Origin of the sequence: Mesorhizobium sp. M2A.F.Ca.ET.043.02.1.1 (assembly GCF_003952405.1) — a bacterium.
Lineage (GTDB): Bacteria > Pseudomonadota > Alphaproteobacteria > Rhizobiales > Rhizobiaceae > Mesorhizobium.
The window spans coordinates 1,662,451-1,684,406 of the sequence record NZ_CP034445.1 but is presented as its reverse complement, the minus strand read 5'-3'; the positions used below and the strand labels follow the sequence as shown (position 1 = coordinate 1,684,406).

Annotated in this window: 20 protein-coding genes; 12 read left to right on the top strand and 8 right to left on the bottom strand. The window is 64.4% G+C overall.

Annotated features, from left to right (window positions below):
* Nucleotides 1–409: 409 nt before the first annotated feature.
* From EJ068_RS07955 to EJ068_RS07945, 3 genes are read right to left on the bottom strand one after another with little or no spacing between them, the layout of a single operon-like run.
* The gene (locus tag EJ068_RS07955; protein ID WP_127386242.1) at nucleotides 410–2,335 is read right to left on the bottom strand and encodes a (Fe-S)-binding protein; all 1,926 of its coding nucleotides are present in this window, start codon (nucleotides 2,333–2,335) and stop codon (nucleotides 410–412) included.
* Between the two features lies 1 nt (nucleotide 2,336).
* The gene (locus EJ068_RS07950; protein WP_127386241.1) at nucleotides 2,337–3,299 is read right to left on the bottom strand and encodes an electron transfer flavoprotein subunit alpha/FixB family protein; all 963 of its coding nucleotides are present in this window, start codon (nucleotides 3,297–3,299) and stop codon (nucleotides 2,337–2,339) included.
* A gap of 3 nt (nucleotides 3,300–3,302) precedes the next feature.
* Entirely contained in the window at nucleotides 3,303–4,067 is a 765-nt protein-coding gene (locus EJ068_RS07945) for an electron transfer flavoprotein subunit beta/FixA family protein (RefSeq protein WP_128298455.1), read from the bottom strand.
* Nucleotides 4,068–4,359: 292 nt separating this feature from the next.
* Between EJ068_RS07945 and EJ068_RS07940 the strand changes: the two genes are divergently transcribed.
* From EJ068_RS07940 to EJ068_RS07895, 10 genes are all read left to right on the top strand, one after another.
* A complete protein-coding gene (locus EJ068_RS07940) occupies nucleotides 4,360–5,565 on the top strand; it encodes a substrate-binding domain-containing protein (protein ID WP_129554508.1) in 1,206 nt (401 codons plus the stop codon).
* Nucleotides 5,566–5,640: 75 nt separating this feature from the next.
* Nucleotides 5,641–7,176, top strand: coding sequence for a sugar ABC transporter ATP-binding protein (locus EJ068_RS07935; RefSeq protein WP_127253362.1), 1,536 nt, complete (start codon nucleotides 5,641–5,643; stop codon nucleotides 7,174–7,176).
* The gene (locus tag EJ068_RS07930; protein ID WP_127253361.1) at nucleotides 7,173–8,126 is read left to right on the top strand and encodes an ABC transporter permease; all 954 of its coding nucleotides are present in this window, start codon (nucleotides 7,173–7,175) and stop codon (nucleotides 8,124–8,126) included. Before EJ068_RS07935 ends, EJ068_RS07930 begins: the two co-directional genes overlap by 4 nt.
* Nucleotides 8,126–9,094: an ABC transporter permease gene (locus EJ068_RS07925; RefSeq protein ID WP_127253360.1), complete on the top strand. Its 969-nt coding sequence runs from the start codon at nucleotides 8,126–8,128 to the stop codon at nucleotides 9,092–9,094. Before EJ068_RS07930 ends, EJ068_RS07925 begins: the two co-directional genes overlap by 1 nt.
* A 31-nt stretch (nucleotides 9,095–9,125) precedes the next feature.
* Nucleotides 9,126–10,799 (top strand): GMC family oxidoreductase, encoded by a 1,674-nt coding sequence (locus tag EJ068_RS07920; RefSeq protein WP_127253359.1) that lies wholly within the window; start codon nucleotides 9,126–9,128, stop codon nucleotides 10,797–10,799.
* 1 nt (nucleotide 10,800) lies between these two features.
* A complete protein-coding gene (locus tag EJ068_RS07915; protein ID WP_127253358.1) occupies nucleotides 10,801–11,208 on the top strand; it encodes a hypothetical protein in 408 nt (135 codons plus the stop codon).
* 28 nt (nucleotides 11,209–11,236) lie between these two features.
* Nucleotides 11,237–11,614 carry a carboxymuconolactone decarboxylase family protein gene (locus EJ068_RS07910; RefSeq protein WP_127253356.1) on the top strand — a complete coding sequence of 126 codons (378 nt, stop codon included), beginning with the start codon at nucleotides 11,237–11,239 and terminating at the stop codon, nucleotides 11,612–11,614.
* Nucleotides 11,611–13,110 (top strand): aldehyde dehydrogenase, encoded by a 1,500-nt coding sequence (locus tag EJ068_RS07905; RefSeq protein WP_245463370.1) that lies wholly within the window; start codon nucleotides 11,611–11,613, stop codon nucleotides 13,108–13,110. Before EJ068_RS07910 ends, EJ068_RS07905 begins: the two co-directional genes overlap by 4 nt.
* A gap of 80 nt (nucleotides 13,111–13,190) precedes the next feature.
* A complete protein-coding gene (locus EJ068_RS07900; protein ID WP_126081365.1) occupies nucleotides 13,191–14,105 on the top strand; it encodes an SMP-30/gluconolactonase/LRE family protein in 915 nt (304 codons plus the stop codon).
* Nucleotides 14,106–14,152: 47 nt separating this feature from the next.
* A complete protein-coding gene (locus EJ068_RS07895; protein WP_126081366.1) occupies nucleotides 14,153–15,082 on the top strand; it encodes a LysR substrate-binding domain-containing protein in 930 nt (309 codons plus the stop codon).
* Nucleotides 15,083–15,105: 23 nt separating this feature from the next.
* Here the strand turns inward: EJ068_RS07895 and EJ068_RS07890 are convergent, their stop codons facing one another.
* The 5 genes from EJ068_RS07890 to EJ068_RS07870 all read right to left on the bottom strand — a co-directional run bounded on the left by EJ068_RS07890 (nucleotide 15,106) and on the right by EJ068_RS07870 (nucleotide 20,329).
* Nucleotides 15,106–16,479, bottom strand: coding sequence for an MmgE/PrpD family protein (locus EJ068_RS07890; RefSeq protein ID WP_127249538.1), 1,374 nt, complete (start codon nucleotides 16,477–16,479; stop codon nucleotides 15,106–15,108).
* A 20-nt stretch (nucleotides 16,480–16,499) separates the two neighbouring features.
* A complete protein-coding gene (locus tag EJ068_RS07885; protein ID WP_292019070.1) occupies nucleotides 16,500–17,444 on the bottom strand; it encodes an NAD(P)-dependent oxidoreductase in 945 nt (314 codons plus the stop codon).
* Nucleotides 17,445–17,481: 37 nt separating this feature from the next.
* Complete coding sequence (locus tag EJ068_RS07880) at nucleotides 17,482–18,282, bottom strand: N-acyl homoserine lactonase family protein (RefSeq protein ID WP_126081369.1); 801 nt, start codon at nucleotides 18,280–18,282, stop codon at nucleotides 17,482–17,484.
* A gap of 59 nt (nucleotides 18,283–18,341) precedes the next feature.
* A complete protein-coding gene (locus EJ068_RS07875; RefSeq protein WP_210212044.1) occupies nucleotides 18,342–19,103 on the bottom strand; it encodes an SDR family NAD(P)-dependent oxidoreductase in 762 nt (253 codons plus the stop codon).
* Between the two features lie 236 nt (nucleotides 19,104–19,339).
* Nucleotides 19,340–20,329: a LacI family DNA-binding transcriptional regulator gene (locus EJ068_RS07870; protein ID WP_210212043.1), complete on the bottom strand. Its 990-nt coding sequence runs from the start codon at nucleotides 20,327–20,329 to the stop codon at nucleotides 19,340–19,342.
* 208 nt (nucleotides 20,330–20,537) lie between these two features.
* On the opposite strand from EJ068_RS07870, the gene EJ068_RS07865 reads away from it, so the two are divergent.
* Together EJ068_RS07865 and EJ068_RS07860 are read left to right on the top strand one after the other, a co-directional pair.
* Nucleotides 20,538–21,020: a hypothetical protein gene (locus EJ068_RS07865; protein WP_126081372.1), complete on the top strand. Its 483-nt coding sequence runs from the start codon at nucleotides 20,538–20,540 to the stop codon at nucleotides 21,018–21,020.
* A gap of 17 nt (nucleotides 21,021–21,037) precedes the next feature.
* A complete protein-coding gene (locus EJ068_RS07860; RefSeq protein WP_126081373.1) occupies nucleotides 21,038–21,916 on the top strand; it encodes an N-acyl homoserine lactonase family protein in 879 nt (292 codons plus the stop codon).
* The last annotated feature ends 40 nt before the right edge of the window (nucleotides 21,917–21,956 follow it).

Here is a 21,956-nt window from a genome sequence, read left to right as displayed (position 1 = left end):
ATGATTTGATCTCATATGCTTTGTCCTCTTCGGTCGCTCAATAAGCCGCCACATCCTGTTCAAAATGTGGGGTAAAATGCGGGCCTTGAAGACTAGGGTTGCGAAATCTGCAGGCGATTCAACATCGTAGCAACAGCGATGGCGGAGAGAGCCTCTTTCGAGTTCTTGTTTAAACCATTGAAATTATTGGAATTTTCTTATGGCTGGTTACCCAGTTTGTTACACAGCCACGGATGACCGCTTTGCGCCTCCTGCTGATGTTAGGCGCAGTCCCCGCAGCCTGAAAGCGGACGTTGTGAGCCACACAGGTAGCAGACTTGCCCAAAGTTCATCCCGACTACGCAGCACTTCCCGTCTCCGGCATCGAGCGGTGCCGGAATGCCGGCTCCGCCAGCAATCCAGAAAACCGTCAGGCACGAGATGCCTCGCGCAGGTTGATCAACTCGGCCACGTCGAGGATCCTCAAACTGCTTGCCACGCCAAGCGCGTCGGTGGCGGCGGTGTACATGACCTTGTCCTTGGGGCAGGCGACGACGAAGATTCCGACGCCCAGGCCAAGCGCCTCGCGGATGCGGTTTTCGCTGGGGCGTTCCTTGACGCCGTCGTCGCCCTGCCAGATGCGACCGCCGCCGGCGCCGCAGCAGAAGGAATTCTCGCGGCAGCGCGGCATGTCGTGCAGCGTATAGCCCGCCGCTCTGATCAGGTCACGCGGCGCGTCGAATCCGCCATTGTAGCGACCGAGATAGCAGGGATCGTGATAGGTCACCGTGGCGCCGTCGGCCGGGGCAATATCAAGCCTGCCCGCCGCCACCAGTTCGGCAAGCAGCGCCGTGTAGTGAAGCACCTCGAACGCGCCGCCAAAATGGCGGTAGTCGTTCTTCAGCGCGTTGAGGCTGTGCGGATCCGTGGTGACGATGCGGTTGAAGCTGCAGGCGCGGATCGCGTCGATGTTGGATTGGGCAAGTGTTTCGAACAGGCCTTCCTCGCCGGCGCGCCTCACGTCGTTGCCGCTGTTGCGCTCGGCATCGAAGAGAATGCCGAAATCGACGCCGGCGGCCGTGAAAAGCTCGGCGACCTTGCGGGTCACGTCCTGGACGCGCGGGTCGTAGGATGCGTAGTCGCCGACGAACCACAACACGTCGACCGGTTCGCTGCGCGCGTCCTTGACCGGGAAGCCGAGTTCCTTGGTCCAGCGCGCCCGCATCTTCGACGGTTTGCCCATCGAGTTCCCGAGGCGCGTGAGGTTCGACAGCGCGTCCTGGAGCATGGGGCTGACATGACCTTCATCGACCAGATGGCGCCGCATGTCGTTGATCTTGGGCAGATGCTCGATCTCGACCGGACAGGCCTCCATGCAGGCGCGGCAGGTCGTGCAGGCCCAGAGCGTCTCTTCGGCGATCACTCCGCCGACCAGAGGAACCGACGCGTCGTTCGCCAGCGCGTCGCGCATATCGGTGATCAGCATCTTCGGGCTGAGAGGCAAGCCCGAGGCATAGGCCGGGCAGACCGCCTGGCAGCGTCCGCACTCGGTGCAGGACAAGAGGTCGAGCTGCTGCTTCCAGTCGAACTGGGCGAGCGAAGCCACGCCCGGACTCTCGCGATCGGGAGGCACGGCGGGCGCGGTCCCGGCCGCTTCGAGGTTGCGAAAATAGATGTTCGGCGCGGCCAGGAACATGTGCCGATGCTTCGAGCCTGGAATATAGATCAGGAAGGCGAGGATGGCGCCGATATGGACCCAATAGGCGATCCGCTCCGCCGGATCGGCGGGAAAGCTCAACGCACGGAGCAGATCGGCTATAAGCGACGCGACCGGCCGCCATGAGCCGTCGGCACCGCCGAGGATCCGTGCGCCGGCCTCGATCAGCAGGGATGAGACGATGAGCAGGATGAGCACATAAATGATCGCCGCATCGGTTCCGCTCGAACCCCTGAACCGCGCCGGCTTCAGGATATAGCGCTGGTAGACGGCCAGGCCGAGACCCAGCAGCATCAGCACCGCGAACAAATCCTGGAGCAAGGCGATCCAGCTGTCGCCGCCAACTGGCGCGAGTGAAAAGCCGGGAAACAGGCGTGAGCCGAACGCCTCGACCGTGACGGTGAACAGGACAAAGAACGAAACGAAGATCAGCGCGTGCAGTATCCCGGAGAGCGGCTTGCGCAGCATCTTGCGATGCAGGCCAAGCGCGATGGCCACACCTTCCAGGCGGCGCCAGGGCTGGTCGAAGCGGCTTGCGCCCGGCGCCTGCACCAGCGCGGCGATGTAGCGGCGGGAGCGCCAGAACGTCAGCGCGACGGCCGCCAGCGTGACGATCCACAGTATAGGCGTTTCGCTCATATCAGCGGCCGGGCTGCAGCCGCTCGCTCAGATTGGCGACGAGATCGAACAGGTCGCAGGTCGCGCCGAAATGCGCGACATTGAAGATCGGCGCCTTGGGGTCTGTGTTCACGGCGATGATGAGGTCCGACTTCGACATGCCTTCGAGATGTTCCGGGGCGCCGGAGACGCCGAGCGCCAGGTAGAGCTTCGGCTTCACCTTCTGGCCGGATTTGCCGACCTGCCGCACCTTGGGCAGCCAGCCGCTGTCCACCACCGGGCGGCTGCCGGCGATCTCCGCGCCAAGGATATCCGCGAGCCCACGCGCGATGTCGATGCTGGCCTCGTCGCCGATGCCGCGGCCGACGCAGACGATCCGCTCGGCCGTCGTGAGGTCGACGCTGTCATAGTTGGGAACGTCGACGCCGACGAGACGCACCTTGCCTTCGGCCACGATGGACGTGGCGTCGGAATGCTGCAGCTTGGACGGATCGACTGCGCGCCGTTCCGCCTCGGCGAAGGCGCCGGGATTGACCATCAGGATGGCCGGCAGCGGCACGCTGCATTCGGCGAGGATCTTGCCGCCGTAAACCTGCGCGACGACGGTCAACCGGTCGCCGTCGCGGTGAATTTCGTTGACATAGGAGACCAGCGGCCAACCCGTGCGTGCAGCGAGGTCGCCGGCGACGTCGAGCCCGTTGGCGGAGTAGGGCACCAGCACCAGGCCGGGCTCCTCGGCTGCAACGGTATCCTTAAGCAGCCGGGCATAGGATTCGGCGGCGATGAGCTGGGAGCCGCCGGCGCTTGCCGCGACGAGCCTGTCGGCGGCGCCGAGGTTCGCGGCGGCGGGCTCTAGCTCCTGGCCGGCGAAGAAAGCGACGACCTCGTCACCCGCCGCGCCGGCCGCGCGCGCCGCGGTGATCATTTCCAGCGAAAACGGCTCGATCTTGCCGAATGAGCCTTCCGTGCAGGCGACAATCCGCATCGCTTAAACTCCTGCAAAGCCTTTGGCCGCCAGGATGCTGGCCAGCCTGTCGGCGACATTTTCGGGATTGTCTCCGAGATTTTCGCCGCTGCCGCGCTGTCCAGGCAATCTCAGCGCGACGATCTCGGCTGATCTTTCGAACCCGGCAGGTACGGACGGCGCCTTGCCTATGGCCGTCTTCGACGCCTCTCTCAGCTTGCTGCCCGAAACATAGCGTGGCGCCTTGGATGCGGTCTGCACGCCGATCACCGCCGGCAGCGCAATTTCGTAGGTCGCGGCGATGCCTCCGCCGCGCTCCTGTGTCACGCGAAGGGCCGAGGCCTCGATGTCGACCCGGCTGGACCCCGAGACATGCGGCCAGCCGAGCAGGGCGCCGGCATAGGGCACGAGCTGGCCGAACAGATCCTCGGTCGACTGGACGCCGCAAAGGACAAGATCGGCGGCCTTGGAGCGTGCGAGCGCAACGATCGAGCTGGCAATCGCCCGCGAGTCGATCATGCCATCCGCTTCGGCTTCGAGCGCGACCGCTTCGTCCGCGCCGCGGGCAACCGCCATTTGCAGCACACGGGTGCTTCCCTCGCCGATGGCGACGGCCACGACCGTCGCGCCGGACGCTTCCTTCAAAAGGATCGCCTCTTCCAGCGCATGGTCGTCAAAATCGTTGAGCTGGAAATCCAGCCACTCGCGGTCGATGCCGCGTCCGTCGCTCGTCAGTTCGAGCTCGCCCGCGGAATCCGGGATCATTCGCAGCACAACGAGAATTTTCAAGGGTCGATCCTCCCCCGGGCGTACCTCAGGCTCCCGGTACCTGCGGCCTATTAGATCGCAACCGCCGCCGTGCCCAATCGAGAAAATCGTAATAGCAGCTATTACAACTCAGGTGATTGACCTTCGCGGCGATGCAGCCGCTAATCCGAAGCGTTGGGAGGCTTGGGCAATCGGTTGTCGCTGGGCGCTTTGTATTTTTCGATATAAATTGCGAAATAGACTATAAATTTTCCAATTTTTATTTGGGGTAGGAACAATCGGCATCCGAAAAGGTACCAAGGAGGAGGAAAATATGACTATAAAGAGCATCTTCGATCAAAAAATATCTCGTGCGAGCTTGATCCGCAAGGCGCCCGCCGCTCTGGCGGCTGCCGGCGCCGTCTCGACCCTGGGGCTCGGCGCGACCGCGCCCGCCGCGGCGGAGGAAACCAAGCCCGGCTATTACGGCGTGCCGCGGACCTGGATCTGGAATCCGAACGCCAACTCCATGGTCGACACCTCGAAGTGGAAAAAGGAAGGTCCCTATACGATCGGCTTCTCCAACGCCTCGATATCGAATGCCTGGCGCGTGGCGTTCCAGCACGGCGTGTTCTGGGCGGCCGGCCAGCATCGCGACGAGATCACGCATCTTCTGGCGACCGACGCCAATGACGATCCCTCGAAGCAGATCGCCGATATCCAGGACCTGATCAGCCAGGGCGTCGATGTCTTGCTGATCGCCGCCGCCACGGAAGACGCGTTGGACTCCGTCGTCGGCCGCGCCATGGAGCAGGGAATTCCCGTCATCATGGTCGACCGCAAGGTCAAGACGGCAAGCAACTACATCACCTACATCACCGCTTCGGACTGGGCGCTCGGTCGCCTCGAAGCCCTGTGGCTGTGCGAAACGCTTGGCGGTAAGGGCAACATCGTCATGCTGCCCGGTATTGCCGGCTCGAGCGTCGCCGAAATCCGCATCAAGGCGAATGAAGAGGTGTTCGGCAAGTTCCCCGGCATCAAGGTGCTGGAGAAGCAGTATTGCGACTGGAATCCCGCGACCGGCAAATCGGTGATGGCCGCACTCATCCAGAAGCACGGCAAGGAGATCAACGGCGTGCTGGCCGACAGCGCGTTGCAGGGCTCGGGCGCCATCCAGGCCTTCCTCGCGGCCGGCTACAAGGACGGTGAAATTCCGCCGATGACCGGCGGCGACATCGCCTTGATGTATCAGCTGGCCTCCCAGCACAACATCAAGATGGTCGGTATCGACTATCCGACTTCGATGGGTATCACCGGTGTCGAGACCGTGCTCGATGTCATGAAGGGCATACCGGTTCCGGAAAAGGTCGAGGTCAGTTTCAATGTGGTGACCTCGCCCGGAGCCGACACGGTTTCGGTCAAGGGTGACCGCCACCTTCTCGACCATGTCAGCATGAGCGACCCGGGCGACCTGTCGCCGAGCAATGGCTTGCCGGCGGGGTACAATCCGAGCACGTTCAAGCCCGATTATCCGAAGTAAGCCTCCCAGCCTGACAGGGTGTGCGTTCCTTTGGACGCACACCCTTGCGTAACCGGAATTTCGAGCATCGGATAAATGGTCACTCCCGTCATCGAGCTCAGTCGCATCGAGAAGGAGTATCCGGGCGTAAAACCCCTGGACAAGGTGAACTTTGCCGTTCGTCCTGGCGAGATCCATGCTCTTCTCGGCGAAAACGGCGCGGGAAAATCAACGCTCATCCGCGTCATGGGCGGCGCCATCAAGCCGAATGGCGGCAGCATGACCTATCTCGGCAAGCCGGTTTCCTGGCAGTCGCCCAAGCAGGCGCGCGCGGCGGGTATCCACGTCATCCATCAGGAACTCGCTCTGTTTCCCGAGCTTTCGGTCGCCGAGAACATCCTGGTCGACGCGCAGCCGCGCAGCGGCCTGGGCCTGATCTCCAGCCGCGCCCGCCATGCGCGGGCAGCCGAGATCCTGTCGCAGCTCGGCGTGAAGATCTCTACCCATGCCAAGATCGACGAATTGCCGCTTGCCGACCAGCAGATGGTCGAGATCGCCAAGGCGCTGGTCGGGGAGGTGAGGCTCCTCGTGCTCGACGAGCCGACGGCCGTGATCTCCGGCCACGAGGTCGATCTCCTGTTCGACAACATGCGGCGGCTGAAAGGCAAAGGCGTCGGCATCGTCTATGTCTCGCACCGCCTGGAAGAGATCTTCGAGATCGCCGACCGCGTAACGATCCTGAAGGATGGACAAGTGGCGGGGACTGGTCCCGTCGGCGACCTGACACGCGACGAGATGATCACCAAGATGGTCGGACGCCGCCTCGAGCAGATCTATCCGGCACGCCGCAAGGCGCCAGCCAGCGGGCCGGACATCCTCAAGGTCAGCAACCTTCGAGCCGGCCACCGCGTGCGCGATGTCAGCCTCTCCGTCAGGCCAGGCGAGGTCGTCGGCATCGCCGGCATGGTCGGCTCGGGCCGCACCGAAGTGGCGGAGGTCATCTTCGGCACGCGCGACCTCGATGGCGGCACGATCGAATTCGAGGGCAAGCCGCTAGACCGGCGCATGCCGCGCGAGGCGATCCGCAACGGCGTCGGCTTTCTGACCGAGAACCGCAAGGATGAGGGGCTCTTCCTCGGCCTGCCGATCTCGGCGAATGTCATGGCGCCCGATCTGGCCGGCGTCACCAGACGAGGCCTGATCGACCGGCGTGGCGAACGCGACATCGCTCTCGAGCAGATGCGCAACTTCGCCGTCGCCGCGCCTTCGCCGGAGGTCAAGGTCGGCAATCTTTCCGGCGGCAACCAGCAGAAGGTGCTTTTCGGCCGCTGGTCGCGCATCGCCCGCAAGCTGCTCATCCTCGACGAGCCGACGCGCGGCGTCGACATCGGCGCCAAGGTCGAAATCTACCGCATCGTGCGCAATTTGGCAGAGCAGGGCGTGGGCATTCTCATGATCAGCTCCGAGCTGCCGGAGATCATCGGCCTGTCGGACCGCATCTTCGTGATGTCGCAGGGCCATGGCGCGGGCGAGATCGACGGCGCGTCCGCCACCGAAGAGACGATCATGGATCTCGCCGTGCGCTCGGTCGTCCGGCGCGAGGGCAAGGCGCGGCTGGAGCAGGTCGCATGAGCGCCGTCGTTGCCGAATTTCGCCGCAACCGGCTTTCATTGTCCTATGTGATCGTTGTGGCGTTGCTCATCCTGCTCGTTGTGGCTGGCGGCTTCCTGTCAGATCGGTTCCTCACCTGGCGCAACTTCGGCAACCTGTTCCAGCAGCTCGTCGTGCTGGGCATGGTCAGCCTTGGCCAGACATTCGTGGTGCTACTCGGCGGCATCGACCTTGCGGTCGGCTCGCTCGTCAGCGCCTCGACCGTCTTCATCGCGCATTTCCTCGAATGGCGGCCGGACCTGTTCTGGCTGGCCCTGCCGCTCGCCCTGATCGCCGCGACGGCGATCGGCGCACTCAACGGGCTTCTCACCATCGTGCTGCGCGTCCACCCGCTGATCGTCACGCTCGGGATGTCGTCGATCATCTTCGGCGGCACGCTGATGTACAACAAGGAGCCGGGCGGGTCAGTCCCGCGCGGCCTGGCCGACTTCTCCTACGCGAAGCTGTGGGGCATCCCGGTGACGGCGATCGTCCTGGTCGTGATCTTCGCGCTTGCCGGCCTCTGGCTTCAGCGCTCACGCTCGGGCCGCAGCATCTACTTCGTCGGCGGCGACCGCGAGGCAGCGCGGCTAAACGGCCTGCCGGTGAACCGCATCGTGGTGATGGCCTATGCGCTGTCCGGCCTGTGCGCCGGGCTGGCGGCGATCTTCCTGACCGCCCGCACCGGTGTCGGCGATCCGCGCATCGGCACCGCCTTGACGCTGCAATCGATCACGCCGGTGGTGGTCGGCGGCACCATTCTCGCCGGCGGGCGCGGCGGCGTCCTCGGCACGCTGCTCGGCGTGCTCCTGGTGACGATGCTCAACAATTTGCTGAACTTCCTCAACGTGTCTTCCTATTACCAGTGGGTAATCCAGGGCCTGATCATCATCATCGCCGTCAGCATCTACACCACGAGGCGGAGGCAGTGATGGCGCCGCTGGAGACACCGCTGCCCCGGTCGCGAGGCATGTCCGTCGCCTCGGTTTTCGAGCGCTATGGATTGATCGTCTTCCTCCTCGCGCTGCTGCTGGTCGCGGCAGCGCTCTCGCCCACTTTCCTGCAGCCGGCCAACCTGGTTAACGTGCTCACCATCGCGGCCCCGCTCGGCATGGTGGTGGTCGGTCAGACCTTCGTCATCCTGGTGCGCGGGCTTGACCTGTCGGTGGCCTCGCTGATGGCGACGGTGGCCGTGCTTGCAACCGCCTTCAAGGCGACGACCAATGACGCGATCCCTCTGATCTTCATGGCGGCGATCGCCTTCTCCGCCGTCGTCGGCCTCGTCAACGGCTGGCTGGTCGCCAAGCGCAACGTCAGCCCGTTCCTTGCCACGCTGGCCATGATGATCATCCTGCAGGGCGTCCGTTTTGCCTATACGGGCGGCGCGCCGATCAGCACGCTGCCGCCGGGCATGGGCTTTCTGGCCTCGGGCCGCATCCTTGGCATCCCGGTCAACCTCATCACCCTGGCGCTGCTGGCTATCGTCTTCGGCATCGTGCTGCACCGCTCACGTCTCGGGCGCGAAATATTCATGGTGGGCAGCAATCCCAAGGCCGCGTTCCTCAACGGTGTCGCGCCCGATCGCGTCATCATCTTCTGCTACGTCATCTGCTCGGTCTGCGCCGGCATCGGAGGCCTGTTCCTGCTCGGCTATGTCGGGACGGTCTCCAACTGGGTCGGCCAGGGCTACGAACTCGACTCGGTCGTCGCGGCGGTCATGGGCGGCGTGGCGCTCACCGGCGGACGCGGCAACATCTTTGCCGCTTTGCTTGGCGTCGCGGTCCTGGTCGTCATCAACAATCTGGTGCTCTTGCTGGGCTTCCCGATCGAGATGCAGCTCATCATCAAGGGCATTATCATCATAGGCGCGGCTGCTTTCTACCGCACAAGGCTCGCATGAGCCGGTCGCCAGCCACCGAGGGAGGTAGCAAATGAATGTCGAGAGCCTGAGCGAACGCGGCGCCCGCGTACGGCGCGACGAGGAAGTGGATGTCGCCATCGTCGGCGCCGGACCTTCCGGCTCGGTCGCGGCGCTTCATCTCGCGCGAGCTGGCCACTCGGTCGTCGTGCTGGAGCAGGGCGAATGGCCCGAATACAACGACTACACCGGCGCGCGGCCCGAGCACGAGCTCGTCAGCACCAAGCTCTGGCACCCCAACCCCAATGTGCGCGACAACCCGAACGACTATCCGGTCGACACCTCGACCACCGACATAAACCCGCTGATGTTCGCCGGCGTCGGCGGCAGCGCTACGCTCTACGGCGCGCAGTGGATGCATTTCCTGCCCTCCGATTTCCGCGTCCGCTCGCTCGACGGCGTGGCCGAGGACTGGCCTTTCTCTTATGAGGATCTGCTGCCCTACCAGCTCGAGATCGAGCGCGAGGTCGGCGTGTCTGGCCTTGCCGGCGACCCGGCATTTCCGCCACGGGGACCATATCCTTTCCCGGCGCTGCCGATCGGCTCCGTCGGTCTGCGCGGCGCGCTCGGCATGGAGCGCATGGGCTGGCACTGGTGGCCGGGCAGCAATGCGATACCGTCCGAAAAATTCGGCGAGTTGAACGCCTGCGTGCGGCGCGGCACCTGTCTCACTGGCTGCCCCGAAGGCGCGAAGTCGACCACCGACCGTTCGCACTGGCCGCTTGCGCTGAAGGCCGGCGCCCGGCTTGTCACGCGTGCCCGCGTCAAGGAGGTCGAGACCAACGAGCAGGGGCTCGCCACCGGCGTCGTCTATGTCGACGCCAATGGCCGCGACCGGCGCCAGCGCGCCAAGGTCGTCATCCTCTGCGCCAATGGCGTCGGCACGCCGCGGCTGCTGCTGATGTCGGGCGGGGCGAAGCACCCGGACGGGCTGGGCAACTCTTCGGGCATGGTCGGCAAACGGTTGATGATGCATCCCTTCGCCAGCATCCTTGCCTCCTACGCGGATCCGCTGGACTCCTGGCGCGGCCCGTTCGGGCAGCAGGTCTATTCGCTCGAATTCTACGAGACCGACGAGCGGCGCGGCTTCGTGCGCGGATCGAAATGGAACTGCATGCCGTCCGGCGGCCCGGTCGGCGTGTCGGGCGCCATCGGCTCCAAGGTCTATGTCGCCGAGGAAGGCCGCTTCCAGGATTTCTGGGGCGCCAACCTGCACGAGAATGTCGCCCGCCGCTTCGGTCATTCGCTGATCTGGGGCATTGTCGGCGAGGACCTGCCGGAAGAGGAGAACCAGGTGGTACTGTCGAAGGATCTCGTCGACTCCGACGGCCTGCCGGCGCCGCAGATCATCTACAAGGTCAACGAGAACTCGAACCGCCTACTCCAGTTCAACATCGACCGCTGCCTGGAATCGGTGCGCGCCGCCGGCGCCATCGAGACGCTCGTTTCCACGCCGGTGCGCGAGTCCGGCTGGCACCTGATCGGCACGACCGTCATGGGCGACGACCCCAAGCGCTCGGTGGTTGACCAGTGGGGTGCCTGCCATGACGTGCCCAATCTCTACATCATGGACGCCTCGACCTTCCCGACCTCGGGGGCGACAAACCCGACTGCGACGATCATGGCGGTGGCGTTGCGCAACACGCGTCGCATGATTGCGGAACGTCGCAACCAGAAGGTCGCCTGAGATGAGCAAAGACAAGACTTTCCTCGCTCTTGCGGACTTCCTCATCCCGGCCCACGGCACAATGCCGGCGTTCGGTTCCGTCTGCAGCTTCGCCGATGCCGAACAGGCGCTCGATTTTCGCGTCGATCTCAAGGAAGGATTTTATCGTGCGCTCGACGCCGATCCCGCATTGAGCGCGGAAGCGCATCTCGAAAGGCTCAACAAGGACGACGGCGCCGCCTTCTCTGCCGTCACGACGATCGCGATTTGCACCTACTACATGAACCCGCGCGTGCGCGAGCTGCTCGGCTATCCCGGCCAGGAAAGCGTGCAGTACGATTCCAAGGCCACCCAGATCTACCTCACCGACGGCTCGCTTGGCCACGTGCTGGCGCGCGGTCGCAAATACCGGCCGACACCCGGCCTCTGATTCCTCCTAAGCAGAAAGGAATAACCCGATGGGTAAGGACATGTTCGACAAGGGCTTCGAAATCCGCAAGGCGGTGCTCGGAGCCGAGTTTGTGGAGAAATCTTTCGCCAGCGCCGACGATTTCAACCGGCCGATGCAGGAGCTGGTGACCGAATATTGCTGGGGCGCCGTATGGGGCCGCGAGACGCTCGACCGCAAGACGCGCAGCATGCTGAACCTTGCGATGCTCGCTTCGCTCAACCGGCCGCATGAATTGAAGATGCACGTCAAGGGCGCGATCCGCAACGGCGTCACCAAGGACGAAATTCGCGAGGTGCTGCTGCAGGTAGCCATCTATGCCGGCGTGCCAGCCGGCGTCGACGCCTTCCGCAATGCCCGCGAGGCCCTGCAGGAAATGGGCGCATGATCCAGCGTCCGCCGCTCGCCGAGGACAAGCTTGCCATGCTGATCGGCGGCCGTTGGGCCGCCGCGGCGTCGGGCGAGTATTTCGAGTCCTTCGATCCCTTCACCGGCAAGGCCTGGGCGCTTGTTCCGCGCGCCGGCGTTGCCGATGTCGATGCGGCCGTGGAGGCCGCGTCACAAGCCTTCCGGGGGGAATGGCGGTCGATGACGGCGAGCGCGCGCGGCCAGATCATGGCGCGCTTTGCCGACCTCGTCGCCGAGGAGGCGGAAAATCTCGCCGTTCTGGAGACGCGGGACAACGGCAAGCTCATCAACGAAATGCGGATGCAATGCAAATACATCCCGCAATGGTTCCGCTTCTTCGGCGGGCTGGCCGACAAGATCGAGGGACGCGTCATCCCGATCGATAAGCCCGGCGTTTTCAACTACACCAAGCTCGAGCCTCTGGGCGTCGTGGCGGCGATCACGCCGTGGAACTCGCCGCTGATGCTGGCGACCTGGAAGCTGGCGCCGGCGCTGGCCGCGGGCAATACCGTCGTATGGAAGCCTTCGGAATTCTCGTCGGTCTCGGCGCTCTTCTTCGGCAGGCTGTTCGAGAAGGCCGGCTTCCCGAAGGGAGTCGTCAGCATCATCACCGGCTTCGGCCACGAGATCGGCGACCGCATGGTCACGCATCCCGGCGTGGCGAAGGTCGCCTTCACCGGCGGCGACGCCACCGGCCGGCGCGTCTACCAGGCCGCGGCCGGCGGGCTGAAGAAGGTGACGCTGGAGCTCGGCGGCAAGTCGGCGAACATCGTCTTCGCCGACGCCAAGCTGGAGGCCGCGATCCCCGGGCTGGTCTCGGGCATCTTCGCCGCGACCGGCCAGACCTGCATTGCCGGCTCGCGGGCGCTGGTGCAGCGCTCCGTCTACGATCAGGTGGCCGAAAAGCTGGTCGCGTTCGCGAAAACCGCCAGGATCGGCGACCCGCTCGATCCCGATACCCAGGTCGGGCCAATCACGACGCTGCCGCAACACAAGAAGGTCCTCGACTATATCGGCATCGCCCGGGACGAGGGCGCCCAGCAGCTTCTCGGCGGCAAGGTGCCGGAGGACAAGGCGATCGCCGATGGCTGGTTCGTCGAGCCGACCATCTTCGGCTATGTCAGCCAGTCGATGCGCATCGCCCAGGAAGAGGTGTTCGGCCCGGTTCTTTCGATCATTCCGTTCGAGGATGAGGACGAAGCCGTTGCCATCGCCAACGACAGCATCTATGGCCTCGCCGCCGGATTGTGGACGCAGGACATAGGACGCGGCATCCGGCTGCCGGACCGGCTGGAAGCCGGCATCGTGTGGGTCAACATGTACCGCGCGACGAGCTATCTCTCGCCCTTTGGCGGCTACAAGCAGTCGGGCTTTGGCCGCGAGAACGGCCGCACCGCCATCTACGAATATCTCCAGGAAAAGAGCGTCTGGATCGATGCCGGGAACTCCATTCCGGCCCCGTTCGTCCAGCGCTGAATATTGGCGGGTCGCACGGTCCACCGTCCGGTCCGCCAATCCACACCATCGCCATTCGCCTGCCATAAGCGAGACAGCCGATGTCCTGCTACGAGATCATCGATCCGCGCTTCGGCGACCTTATCGATCCGGTCGCCTTCCTAGAGACGCTGCACACCGGCAACCGCTGGGCGGAAGGGCCGGTCTATTTCGCCGACCTGCGCACGTTGGTCTGGAGCGACATTCCCAACGACCGCATGCTGCGCTGGGACGAGGAGACCGGCGCGGTTTCGCTGTTCCGCGGCAATGTCGCTAATCCGAACGGCAGCACCCGCGACCGCGAAGGCAGGCTTGTCACCTGCATGCAGGGCGAGCGCCGTGTCGTGCGTACCGAATGGGACGGCTCGATCACCGTGCTCGCGGACTCCTTCGAGGGAAGGCGGCTCAACTCGCCGAACGATGTGGTGGTCAAGTCGGACGGCAGCATCTGGTTCACCGATCCCAACTACGGCATCATCTCCGATTATGTCGGGCGCCGGGCCGACCAGGAGCAGCCCGGTTGCCGCGTCTACCGCATCGATCCGCAATCCGGCCGCATCGCTGTCGTCGCCGATGATTTTTCGATGCCCAACGGCCTTGCCTTCTCGCCCGACGAGAAGACGCTCTACATCGCCGATTCCGGTTATCTGACCGACCGCAGCGCGCCGCACCACGTCAGGTCGTTTGACGTTGCCGGCGACAGGCTGGTAAATTCGCGTGTGTTCGCCGAAATATCGCCGGGCATTCCGGACGGGTTTCGGATTGATATCGCCGGCAACCTCTGGATCAGCGCTTGGGACGGCGTCCAGTGCCACACGCCGGCCGGTGAATTGATCGGCAAGATCCTGGTGCCGGAGATGGTGGCGAATGTGGCATTTGGCGGCGCGCGGCACAATCGGCTCTTCATCACGGCGACGACTTCGGTCTATGCCGTGTTCCTGAACGTGCGCGGCGTGAAATATCCTTTCCGCACGTAGAAAGGCTTCGGGCAGGCACCGCCCGGCGGCGGGTTGGGTGGTTTGAGTTGGACACGAAGCAGCTTCAGGTATTCATCGCCGTCGGCTCGGCGGGCAGCTTCTCGAAGGCCGCCCTCGACCTTAATGTCACCCAGCCGATGATCACGCGCCATATCCGCGGGCTCGAGGAAGAGCTCGGCGTCGAGTTGTTCCACCGCAACGGTCGCGGCGTGGTGCTGACCGAAGCCGGAGCGCTCCTGAAATCGCATGCCGACGAGATCGTCGAGCGCATGCGGCTCGCGCAGAACGCCGTATCCAATCTCAGGGCTTCGCCACGCGGCAGGTTGGTGCTCGGCGTTCCGCCCTCCGTCGGGACGGTGCTGACGGTGCCGCTGGTCAAGAAGATCAAGAACGAGTTCCCGAACGTCGCCCTGCAGGTCATCGAAGGCTTCAGCGGCCACATCCTGGAGTGGCTGATCGCCGGCCGCATCGACGCTGCGGTGCTTTACAACTCGCCCAATCACCCTTCGGTGCTGACCGAGCCGCTTGCCGATGACGAGCTTTTCCTGATCGGCCCGGCGCTGCCCGAGCCTCTGCTGCCGCGCGGTCCGGTTGGCCTCGGCGTGCTAGCGGAACTGCCGATGATCCTGCCAAGCCGGCCGCATGGCCTGCGCCGGCTGATCGACAACATCGTCGCCGAGCACGGCATCTACCCGCGCATCGAGATGGAATTGGAGGCGATGCCGTCGACGCTGCTGCTTGTCGAGGAGGGCGGCGGCTACACGGTCCTGCCCTATGCGTCCGTGCACCTGCTTGCCGAAGCCGGCCGTATCGAGGTCTGGCCGTTCGACCCGCAGATCACCCGCAAGCTGATCCTCGCGACCTCGTCGCAGAAACCGATGTCCTCGACATTCCGGCCGCTGTTCCGTGCCGTGCGCACGGAACTGAGGGACATCATCTCCACCCATGTCTGGAAGCCGCCGCAGCACAATCGCTGAGGTCGGGCACGACGGCGTGCGGCCTATGCCTTTGGCCGGGCCAGCGCCATGATCGAACCGACGTCGCTGACGTCGCGAAGCGCCCACAGGCTATCGGCAAGCGCGCCGGCATCGATCGCCGGGCTGCCGTACTCGGCGAGGGCGGCGAACTTATCGCGCAGCGCGGCGTCCGTCATCGGCCGTGCCGGACTGCCCGTGGCGGCCAGCTCGCGCACCTCGAAATGCGCCCCATCGCTGCAGCGGACGGAGACATAGGCCGCCTCGACCGGAATGGCTTCGTCCGTCTCGATCGGACGCACCTTGGCGCGCAATGCCTTCACGTCAGGATCGTTCACAGCCGCGTCGCTGAAATCGGCGGCGCCGGCCGTGCCGCGCAACAGGGCGACGGCGACAGCATGCTGCGCGCTGACCTGCGCTTCCCTGCCCGTGGTGACATCGGGCCTGTCGGCGCGGGCCTTGAGCAGAGGGCAGCCGCGCACGGTGATGTCGCTGACGAGATCGGCGGAGAAATCAGGTTTCCGATGCAGGTCAAGGCATGCGTCGATAACGGGGTTGAGCACCACGCCGCAGGGATATGGCTTGAACATGTTGCGCAGGTTTTCCCAGTCGCTGCCGAGTTCGCGCTCGATCAGCTCAGGCTTTGGCGCGTGGCACAACACCTTGAGGAAACCGCGCGGGCCTTCGAGGGGCATCGGCGGTCCTTCGACCCCGCCCTTCGCCATCAGCGCCGCGAGCAGGCCTCCGCGCGCGGCGGTGCCGACGCCCACGCTCTTCGCCATGAAGCCCAGTGTCTCGACGAGACCCGAAGCCTGGGCGGACGCATTGCCGAAGGCCCAGAGGATTTCCTCCTCGGTCAGATCGAGCAGCTTCGCCGCGGCTACCGCGGCGCCGAAGATTCCGCAGGTCGACGTGATGTGCCAGCCGCGATTGTAGTGGCCCGGCGAGATCGCGTTGCCGATCCGGCAGGTCACCTCCACGCCGAGAACGAAGGCATGCAGAAGCTCGGTCCCGCTGACCGGCCGTAGTTCGGCGAGGGCAAGGACGACGGGGGCCACGGGCGCGGTCGGATGGATGATCGTGCCTTGATGGGTGTCGTCGAAATCGAACACGTTCATTGACGCGGCGTTGAGAAAGGCAGCGGTCGGCGCATCCCGCTTCGCGCCATGACCGACAACGGTCGCCGCCGACCCCGCCGAGAAGGGCGCGAGGCTCGCCGCAAGGCGCAGGATCGCCTGGTCGGACGAACCTCCAAGCGCGGTCCCGAAGCCGTTGAAGAGGGCGCGCAGCGCATGCTCGCACACCGGCTCCGGCACGTCGTTCCATTGCGAATTGCGCACGAACGCGGCAAGCCTGCGCGACAGGCCCGGAGCAATCGCCTGAGGGGAAGTGCCGCTCATCGGACTCGTTCCGGCCGGCGTCAGGCCTGGGCCTTCTTGCTGGCGACCGTCACGCCGGCCCAACCCTCGATCGGCTTGATGATTTCGGTCAGGTCCGCATCGGCGCCGAGGTCGCTCTTCGCCACGGTCAGCAACTGCCGCACCGCGCCGCCGACGATCATCGGCACGCCCAGCGCGTCGCTCTCCTCGAGACAAAGGCGAATGTCCTTGGCCGACAGCCCGATGGCGAAGCCGAAATCGAAGCCGCGGGTAAGGACGAATTTCGGGATCTTGGTCAATGTCGCGTTGGAACTGCCGCTGCCCGAATTGATGACCTCAAGCATGACGTCCGGATCGAGCCCGGCCTTGGTGCCGAGCACGAGCGCCTCGGAAGCGATCGACAAAGCCGTCACCGACATCAAATTGTTGATCACTTTGATCATCTGGCCCATGCCGGGCTCCAGGCCGACATGGACCGGCTTGCCTAGCGTTTCGAGCACCGGGCGGATCGTTTCCATCGTCGCGTCGTCGCAGGCGGCCATCATCGCCAGCGTGCCCTTCTCGGCGCCGCCCACGCCGCCGCTCACCGGACAGTCGGCCAGCGAGATGCCGGCCGCCTTGAGGCCTTGCGCGACAAGGCGCTCCGTCCGCGGACCGGTGGTCGAGAGGTCGATGACGATGCTCGCGCCCTTGGCGGAGGTGAGCCCGTCTTGGCCAAGGCAGACGGCCTGCACGATCTCCGGCGTCGGCAGCGAAAGCAGGACCACGTCGCAGCGCTTCGCCAGCTCCGCGGGTGTCGCGGCCTTGCCGGCGCCCTGCGCGGCCAATGCCTCGACGGCGGCCGCATTGGTGTCATAGACGCTCACGCTATAGCCTGCCGCCATCAGGCGCTTCGCCATCGGCGTTCCCATCCTGCCGGCGCCAGCCAGCCCGAGCTTGAGATCAGTCATTGTCGTCTCCATACGATTTTGCGACGAACGCCCCAAGGCTTTCGACCATCAGGGGCGCCGATCAAAAAGGCGCTCACGGCGCTCCGGCGATCGGGTCGAGGTCGAGGCGCACGATGTCGTCCACGCCCGCCAGCGCCGCGGGATAGCGGGCGAGCACCAGCGGATCGTGGCCCGGGATGATGTGGTTCGGCGTGCTGGCGAGCTTCTTCATGGTGGCGTAGCCGTCCAGCATGTCGGTTGCGCTTTCCAGCACCGGGAAGGGCCGGTTCTGCTCGAAATTGGCGTAGAAATGCGATGCGTCGGAGCCCAGCACCACCCACCCGCGCTGCGTCTTCACCCGGATCACCTGCAGGCCCTTTGAGTGGCCGCCGACACGATGCACGGTGAGGTTCGGAGCGACCTCGGAGACGCCGTCATGGAAGGTCACGCGCCCGGCATAGAGCTTGCCGATCATGCTGGCCACGTCCTCATAGTCGAACGGATGCCTGAGATAGCTGTGGCACATGCAGCGTCCCGTGCAGTAGGCCATCTCCACGTCCTGGACGTGATAGCGAGCCTTCGGGAACAGCTCGTGATTGCCGGCATGGTCGAAATGCATATGCGAGATAATGACGTCCTCGACCTTGTCCGGATCGATGCCGATCATCTTCAATCCATCGCCGACCGGGCGCAGCAGATTTCGCTGGCGCCGGTCCGCGACTTTCGCGTCGAAGCCCGTATCGAACACGAAAGTGCGCGACTTGCCGACGATCGCCCAGACGAAATAGTCGAGCGGCATCGGCCCGTCATGCGGGTCGCCGCCGATGAAATTCGCTGCCGCGTTGCGGTCGTGGTGGCCGTAACGGATGGCGTAGACTTCGTACAATTCGTCCATGGATCGCTCCTCTAGACATTACTCCCGCGCAGGCGATGCCGGTCTGCTTCGACCCTAGCTCAACTTGCCAGCCAGCCTGCTTCGACCGGCAGTACCGATCCGGTCATGTCCCGGGCGATCGGCCCGCACAGGAAGACGAGCAGGTCCGAGATGCTCCCGGCCGAGACGAAGTTGCCGCCCGGCTGCTTGCCCTCGAGGAAGAGCCGCTCGGCCGCCGTCCGGTCGATGCGGCGCTCGGCCATTAGCCTCTCCACCCGTTCTTCCGTGCCGGGCGTCAGCACCGAACCCGGGCAGAGGCTGTGACAGGTCACGTCGCGATCCAGGTTCTCCAACGCCACGGCGCGGGTCAAGCCGAGGATAGCAGACTTCGTTGTCACATAGCCGACGCGATCGGTCGTTCCGCGCATGCCGTAGACGGAGGTAATGTTGAAGATCCGGCCGAAATTCCGGCTGCGCATGTTCGGGAGCAGAAGCCGGATGGCGTGGAACGCGGCGGAGAGGTTGACCGCCAGCGCCAGGTCCCATTGCTCGGTCGGGAACTCTATGACCGGAGCGAAGTGCCGGACGACAGCATTGTTGACGAGGATGTCGATCGGACCGAGCACCGACATCGCAGCATTGATCAGTCCTTCGACGCCCGATAGCGTCGAGAGATCGGCCTTGTGGTAGGCAACACGGGCGCCCGTCTTACGGGCGAGATCGTCGCGTTGCGCCTCGATCTGCTCGGCGTCTTCCAGACCGTGCAGTATTACGCCGCAACCGGCCTCTGCAAGCCTTGCAGCCATCGCCTGCCCGAGACCCGCGGTGGAGCCGGTGATCAAGGCGGTGCATTCGTTGAGCGGCTTCGCCCGGGTGGAGGGCGCTGCTCTCTCAGCTTCCTTCGACAAGCTCAAATCCTGTTCCGCCATTCTGCGAGCATTGCCAAGCCCCTCATTCCTACGATAGTCCGCCAGGCAGGCGACTGCTGCGCAGGTCTCGACTTTATATTGGTACCGGTAACAGAATGCAATCGCAGAAAAGCGGGGAGCCGTGTTGCGATACCGGTGCTCGGGGTGGGTCAGGTGCTCTCGCGCTGGATCACTTCGAACTTGAGGTCGACGACGCTGCCGCGCAGGTGATCGGCGCCGTCGATGATGCGGCTGAGCAGGATCCGCGCCGTCCGCTCGCCTATGTCGTAGCGCGGCAGCCGCAAGGTGGTGATGGAGGGGCTGACATGCCGCAACAGGTCGACGTCGTCGAAACTGGCGAGCGCGATGCGGCCGGGTACTGACCAGCCGCGTCGCTGGCACTCGAACAGCGCGCCGACGGCCAGGACTTCGCCGGCGCAGAAAAGCGCGTCGACCTCCGGCACGCTCTGCATTACCCGCGCGACTACTTCGGCGCCAGCGGCAAGGCCGCGTCCCGTTTCCAGGACCATGCGCGGATCAGGTTCGTGACCCAATTGCTTGAGCGCCGCCAGGTATCCCTTGAGGCGGTCCTGCGAGCGGTCATTATGCACGGTATAGAGGCTGGCGAAGGCGATCTTGCGATAGCCGAGCCTGCCCAGATGCATGGTCATCGCGTAAGAAGCATCGCGATTTGAATAGCTTACGACCATGTCGAGCGGCTCTTTGGGGATGTTGCCGTTCTCGACGACCGGAATGCCCGACTTGCGGATCTTCTCGATCGCCTGTGGCGTATGCTCGGTGCTGTGCAGGACGAGCCCGCCGACCCGGTGGCTGAGGAAGACGGTGATGAGCTCCTCTTCCTCATTGGGATCATAGCCCGATTCCGCGATCATCAGCTGGAAACCAGAGCGCTTCAGGACCTCTGACAGGCCCTTGATCGTCTGCGTGTAGATCGAGTTGTCGATGCTTGGAACGATCAGCCCGATGGTCGTTGAGCGATTCGAGGACAAGCTGCCCGCCAGATGGTTCGGCAGATAGCCGATCTCGCGGACCGCCGTCAGCACACGCTCGCGCATCTCCTCTGACACTTTGCCGGGCTCGTTCAGGACCCGCGAGACGGTCATGGTGGAGACACCGGCGCGAACCGCTACGTCGCGCATTCTGGCGCTGCCATTGCGTCTTTCTTGGTTCTGAGAGGATCGCCTGGGCATCTTGGTTACGCTCGGTCCGGCCGGGGCGCATCAAATCATTCCCTTATCGAACAAACAAGCCGTTGGCGCCGATTGCAGCAATTCTGTTGTTACCGATATCAAAATCGGGTAATGCCCAAGCGAGGAGGACGCCGCGATGCCGGCGTGGAGGATTGCAATGGGCGTGTATTCCTGCGTCGGCGTGACGGAGCAGTCGCTGCTGCGCTATGCCGATTCCGCGCGTGACGCGCAGCAATTGATCAGCCAGACCATGACCCAACTGTCCGGCTACGCGCTGTTCCTGCTGACGTCGCGCCGCCAGGCGGCGCTGGCCGAGGGCGCTTTGGCTGGAACAAGACAGGCCGTCATGCAAGCGGCAGAAGCGGTTCGCGGCCTGCAGGCGCCAGAGCCGGCCGCGCACCACTACCATCACATGCGCGGTGCGGCCGAGACGCTCATGGAAGCCTGCGCCGCGGCGACGGCGTGCCGCGGGGCGCAGGACAGGTCGGACAAACGGTTCGACACGCTGACACGCGCACTTCGCGCGACGAGCGACCATCTGCGGGCGACGTCGCGCCTGTTGCCCGGCTTCGAGCTCATCGATTTCGGACAGGCCTGTTGCGCCGTCCACGCGCCGGGCCTGTCCGGGCAAGGCATCTAATCAATCAGGAGGATTGAATGGCACACTACTCGATCTGGGTGCTCGAATACGCGGCGGTGGAGAAGTTCCCCTTCAGCGTCATGATGTACGGGCCGCAGCACCAGGGCACGCGCAAGCTTCCCTATGCCTACGCGCTGCTGAAGGGCGGTGGCGAAACCATCCTGATCGATACCGGCTACGACCATGTCGCTTACGGCGAGCAACTGGCCACCGCCTATGGCGTCTCGAACTATCACGGTCCGCGCGCGGTCCTCGCCGAATGCGGCGTGAAGCCGGAGGACGTGACCAGCGTCTTCATTACCCATGCCCATTTCGACCATATGGGCGCCATGCATCTGTTCCCCAACGCCAAATTCTACGTCCAGAAGAGCGAGTTGGACAAATGGGTGTGGGCGCTCACGCTCGGGCCGGAATACCGGTTCCTCGTCGGCGGCGGCGATCCGGCCGATATCGTGCGAGCGGTCGAGGCGGCGAAGGAAGGTCGCATGATCTGCATCGATGGCGACCAGGAGAACGTGCTGCCGGGGATCGACGTCCATCTCGCCGCCGACACCCACACTTATGGCAGCATGTATGTGACTGTCCGCAACGACGGCACCAGCGCCGGCGAGGATCGCTGGATCTTCGCCGGCGATCTCATCTACACCTACGACAACCTGACCGGGCTCGATCCGGCAGCGCCGCAGATCGTGCCCATCGGGCTTGCCGTCGGCAGCCAGCACAATCTGATCTTCTCCAGCGCCGAGATGCTGAAATCGGTCGGTGGCGAGGTGCGCAGGGTGATACCGGTGCATGAAGACCGGCTACGCACGACATTCCCGTCGCGACTGACGGACAAAGGTCTCCAAGTGGTGGAGATCGCCCTCGCCAAGGGCGAGAAGAGCTGCGTCGCCTGAATGAAGAGGAACAAGGCTGGGGGCTGTGCCCCAGCCTTGA

Excerpts from the sequence above, each read along its gene's own strand:
- EJ068_RS07920 (WP_127253359.1), top strand. The coding sequence starts at position 9,126 with ATGAATGTCGAGAGCCTGAGCGAACGCGGCGCCCGCGTACGGCGCGAC.
- EJ068_RS07915 (WP_127253358.1), top strand. The coding sequence starts at position 10,801 with ATGAGCAAAGACAAGACTTTCCTCGCTCTTGCGGACTTCCTCATCCCG.
- EJ068_RS07860 (WP_126081373.1), top strand. The coding sequence starts at position 21,038 with ATGGCACACTACTCGATCTGGGTGCTCGAATACGCGGCGGTGGAGAAG.
- EJ068_RS07870 (WP_210212043.1), bottom strand. The coding sequence starts at position 20,329 with ATGCGCGACGTAGCGGTTCGCGCCGGTGTCTCCACCATGACCGTCTCG.
- EJ068_RS07890 (WP_127249538.1), bottom strand. The coding sequence starts at position 16,479 with ATGAGCGGCACTTCCCCTCAGGCGATTGCTCCGGGCCTGTCGCGCAGG.
- EJ068_RS07880 (WP_126081369.1), bottom strand. The coding sequence starts at position 18,282 with ATGGACGAATTGTACGAAGTCTACGCCATCCGTTACGGCCACCACGAC.
- EJ068_RS07950 (WP_127386241.1), bottom strand. The coding sequence starts at position 3,299 with ATGCGGATTGTCGCCTGCACGGAAGGCTCATTCGGCAAGATCGAGCCG.
- EJ068_RS07865 (WP_126081372.1), top strand. The coding sequence starts at position 20,538 with ATGGGCGTGTATTCCTGCGTCGGCGTGACGGAGCAGTCGCTGCTGCGC.
- EJ068_RS07940 (WP_129554508.1), top strand. The coding sequence starts at position 4,360 with ATGACTATAAAGAGCATCTTCGATCAAAAAATATCTCGTGCGAGCTTG.
- EJ068_RS07905 (WP_245463370.1), top strand. The coding sequence starts at position 11,611 with ATGATCCAGCGTCCGCCGCTCGCCGAGGACAAGCTTGCCATGCTGATC.
- EJ068_RS07935 (WP_127253362.1), top strand. The coding sequence starts at position 5,641 with ATGGTCACTCCCGTCATCGAGCTCAGTCGCATCGAGAAGGAGTATCCG.
- EJ068_RS07900 (WP_126081365.1), top strand. The coding sequence starts at position 13,191 with ATGTCCTGCTACGAGATCATCGATCCGCGCTTCGGCGACCTTATCGAT.
- EJ068_RS07925 (WP_127253360.1), top strand. The coding sequence starts at position 8,126 with ATGGCGCCGCTGGAGACACCGCTGCCCCGGTCGCGAGGCATGTCCGTC.
- EJ068_RS07910 (WP_127253356.1), top strand. The coding sequence starts at position 11,237 with ATGGGTAAGGACATGTTCGACAAGGGCTTCGAAATCCGCAAGGCGGTG.
- EJ068_RS07930 (WP_127253361.1), top strand. The coding sequence starts at position 7,173 with ATGAGCGCCGTCGTTGCCGAATTTCGCCGCAACCGGCTTTCATTGTCC.
- EJ068_RS07955 (WP_127386242.1), bottom strand. The coding sequence starts at position 2,335 with ATGAGCGAAACGCCTATACTGTGGATCGTCACGCTGGCGGCCGTCGCG.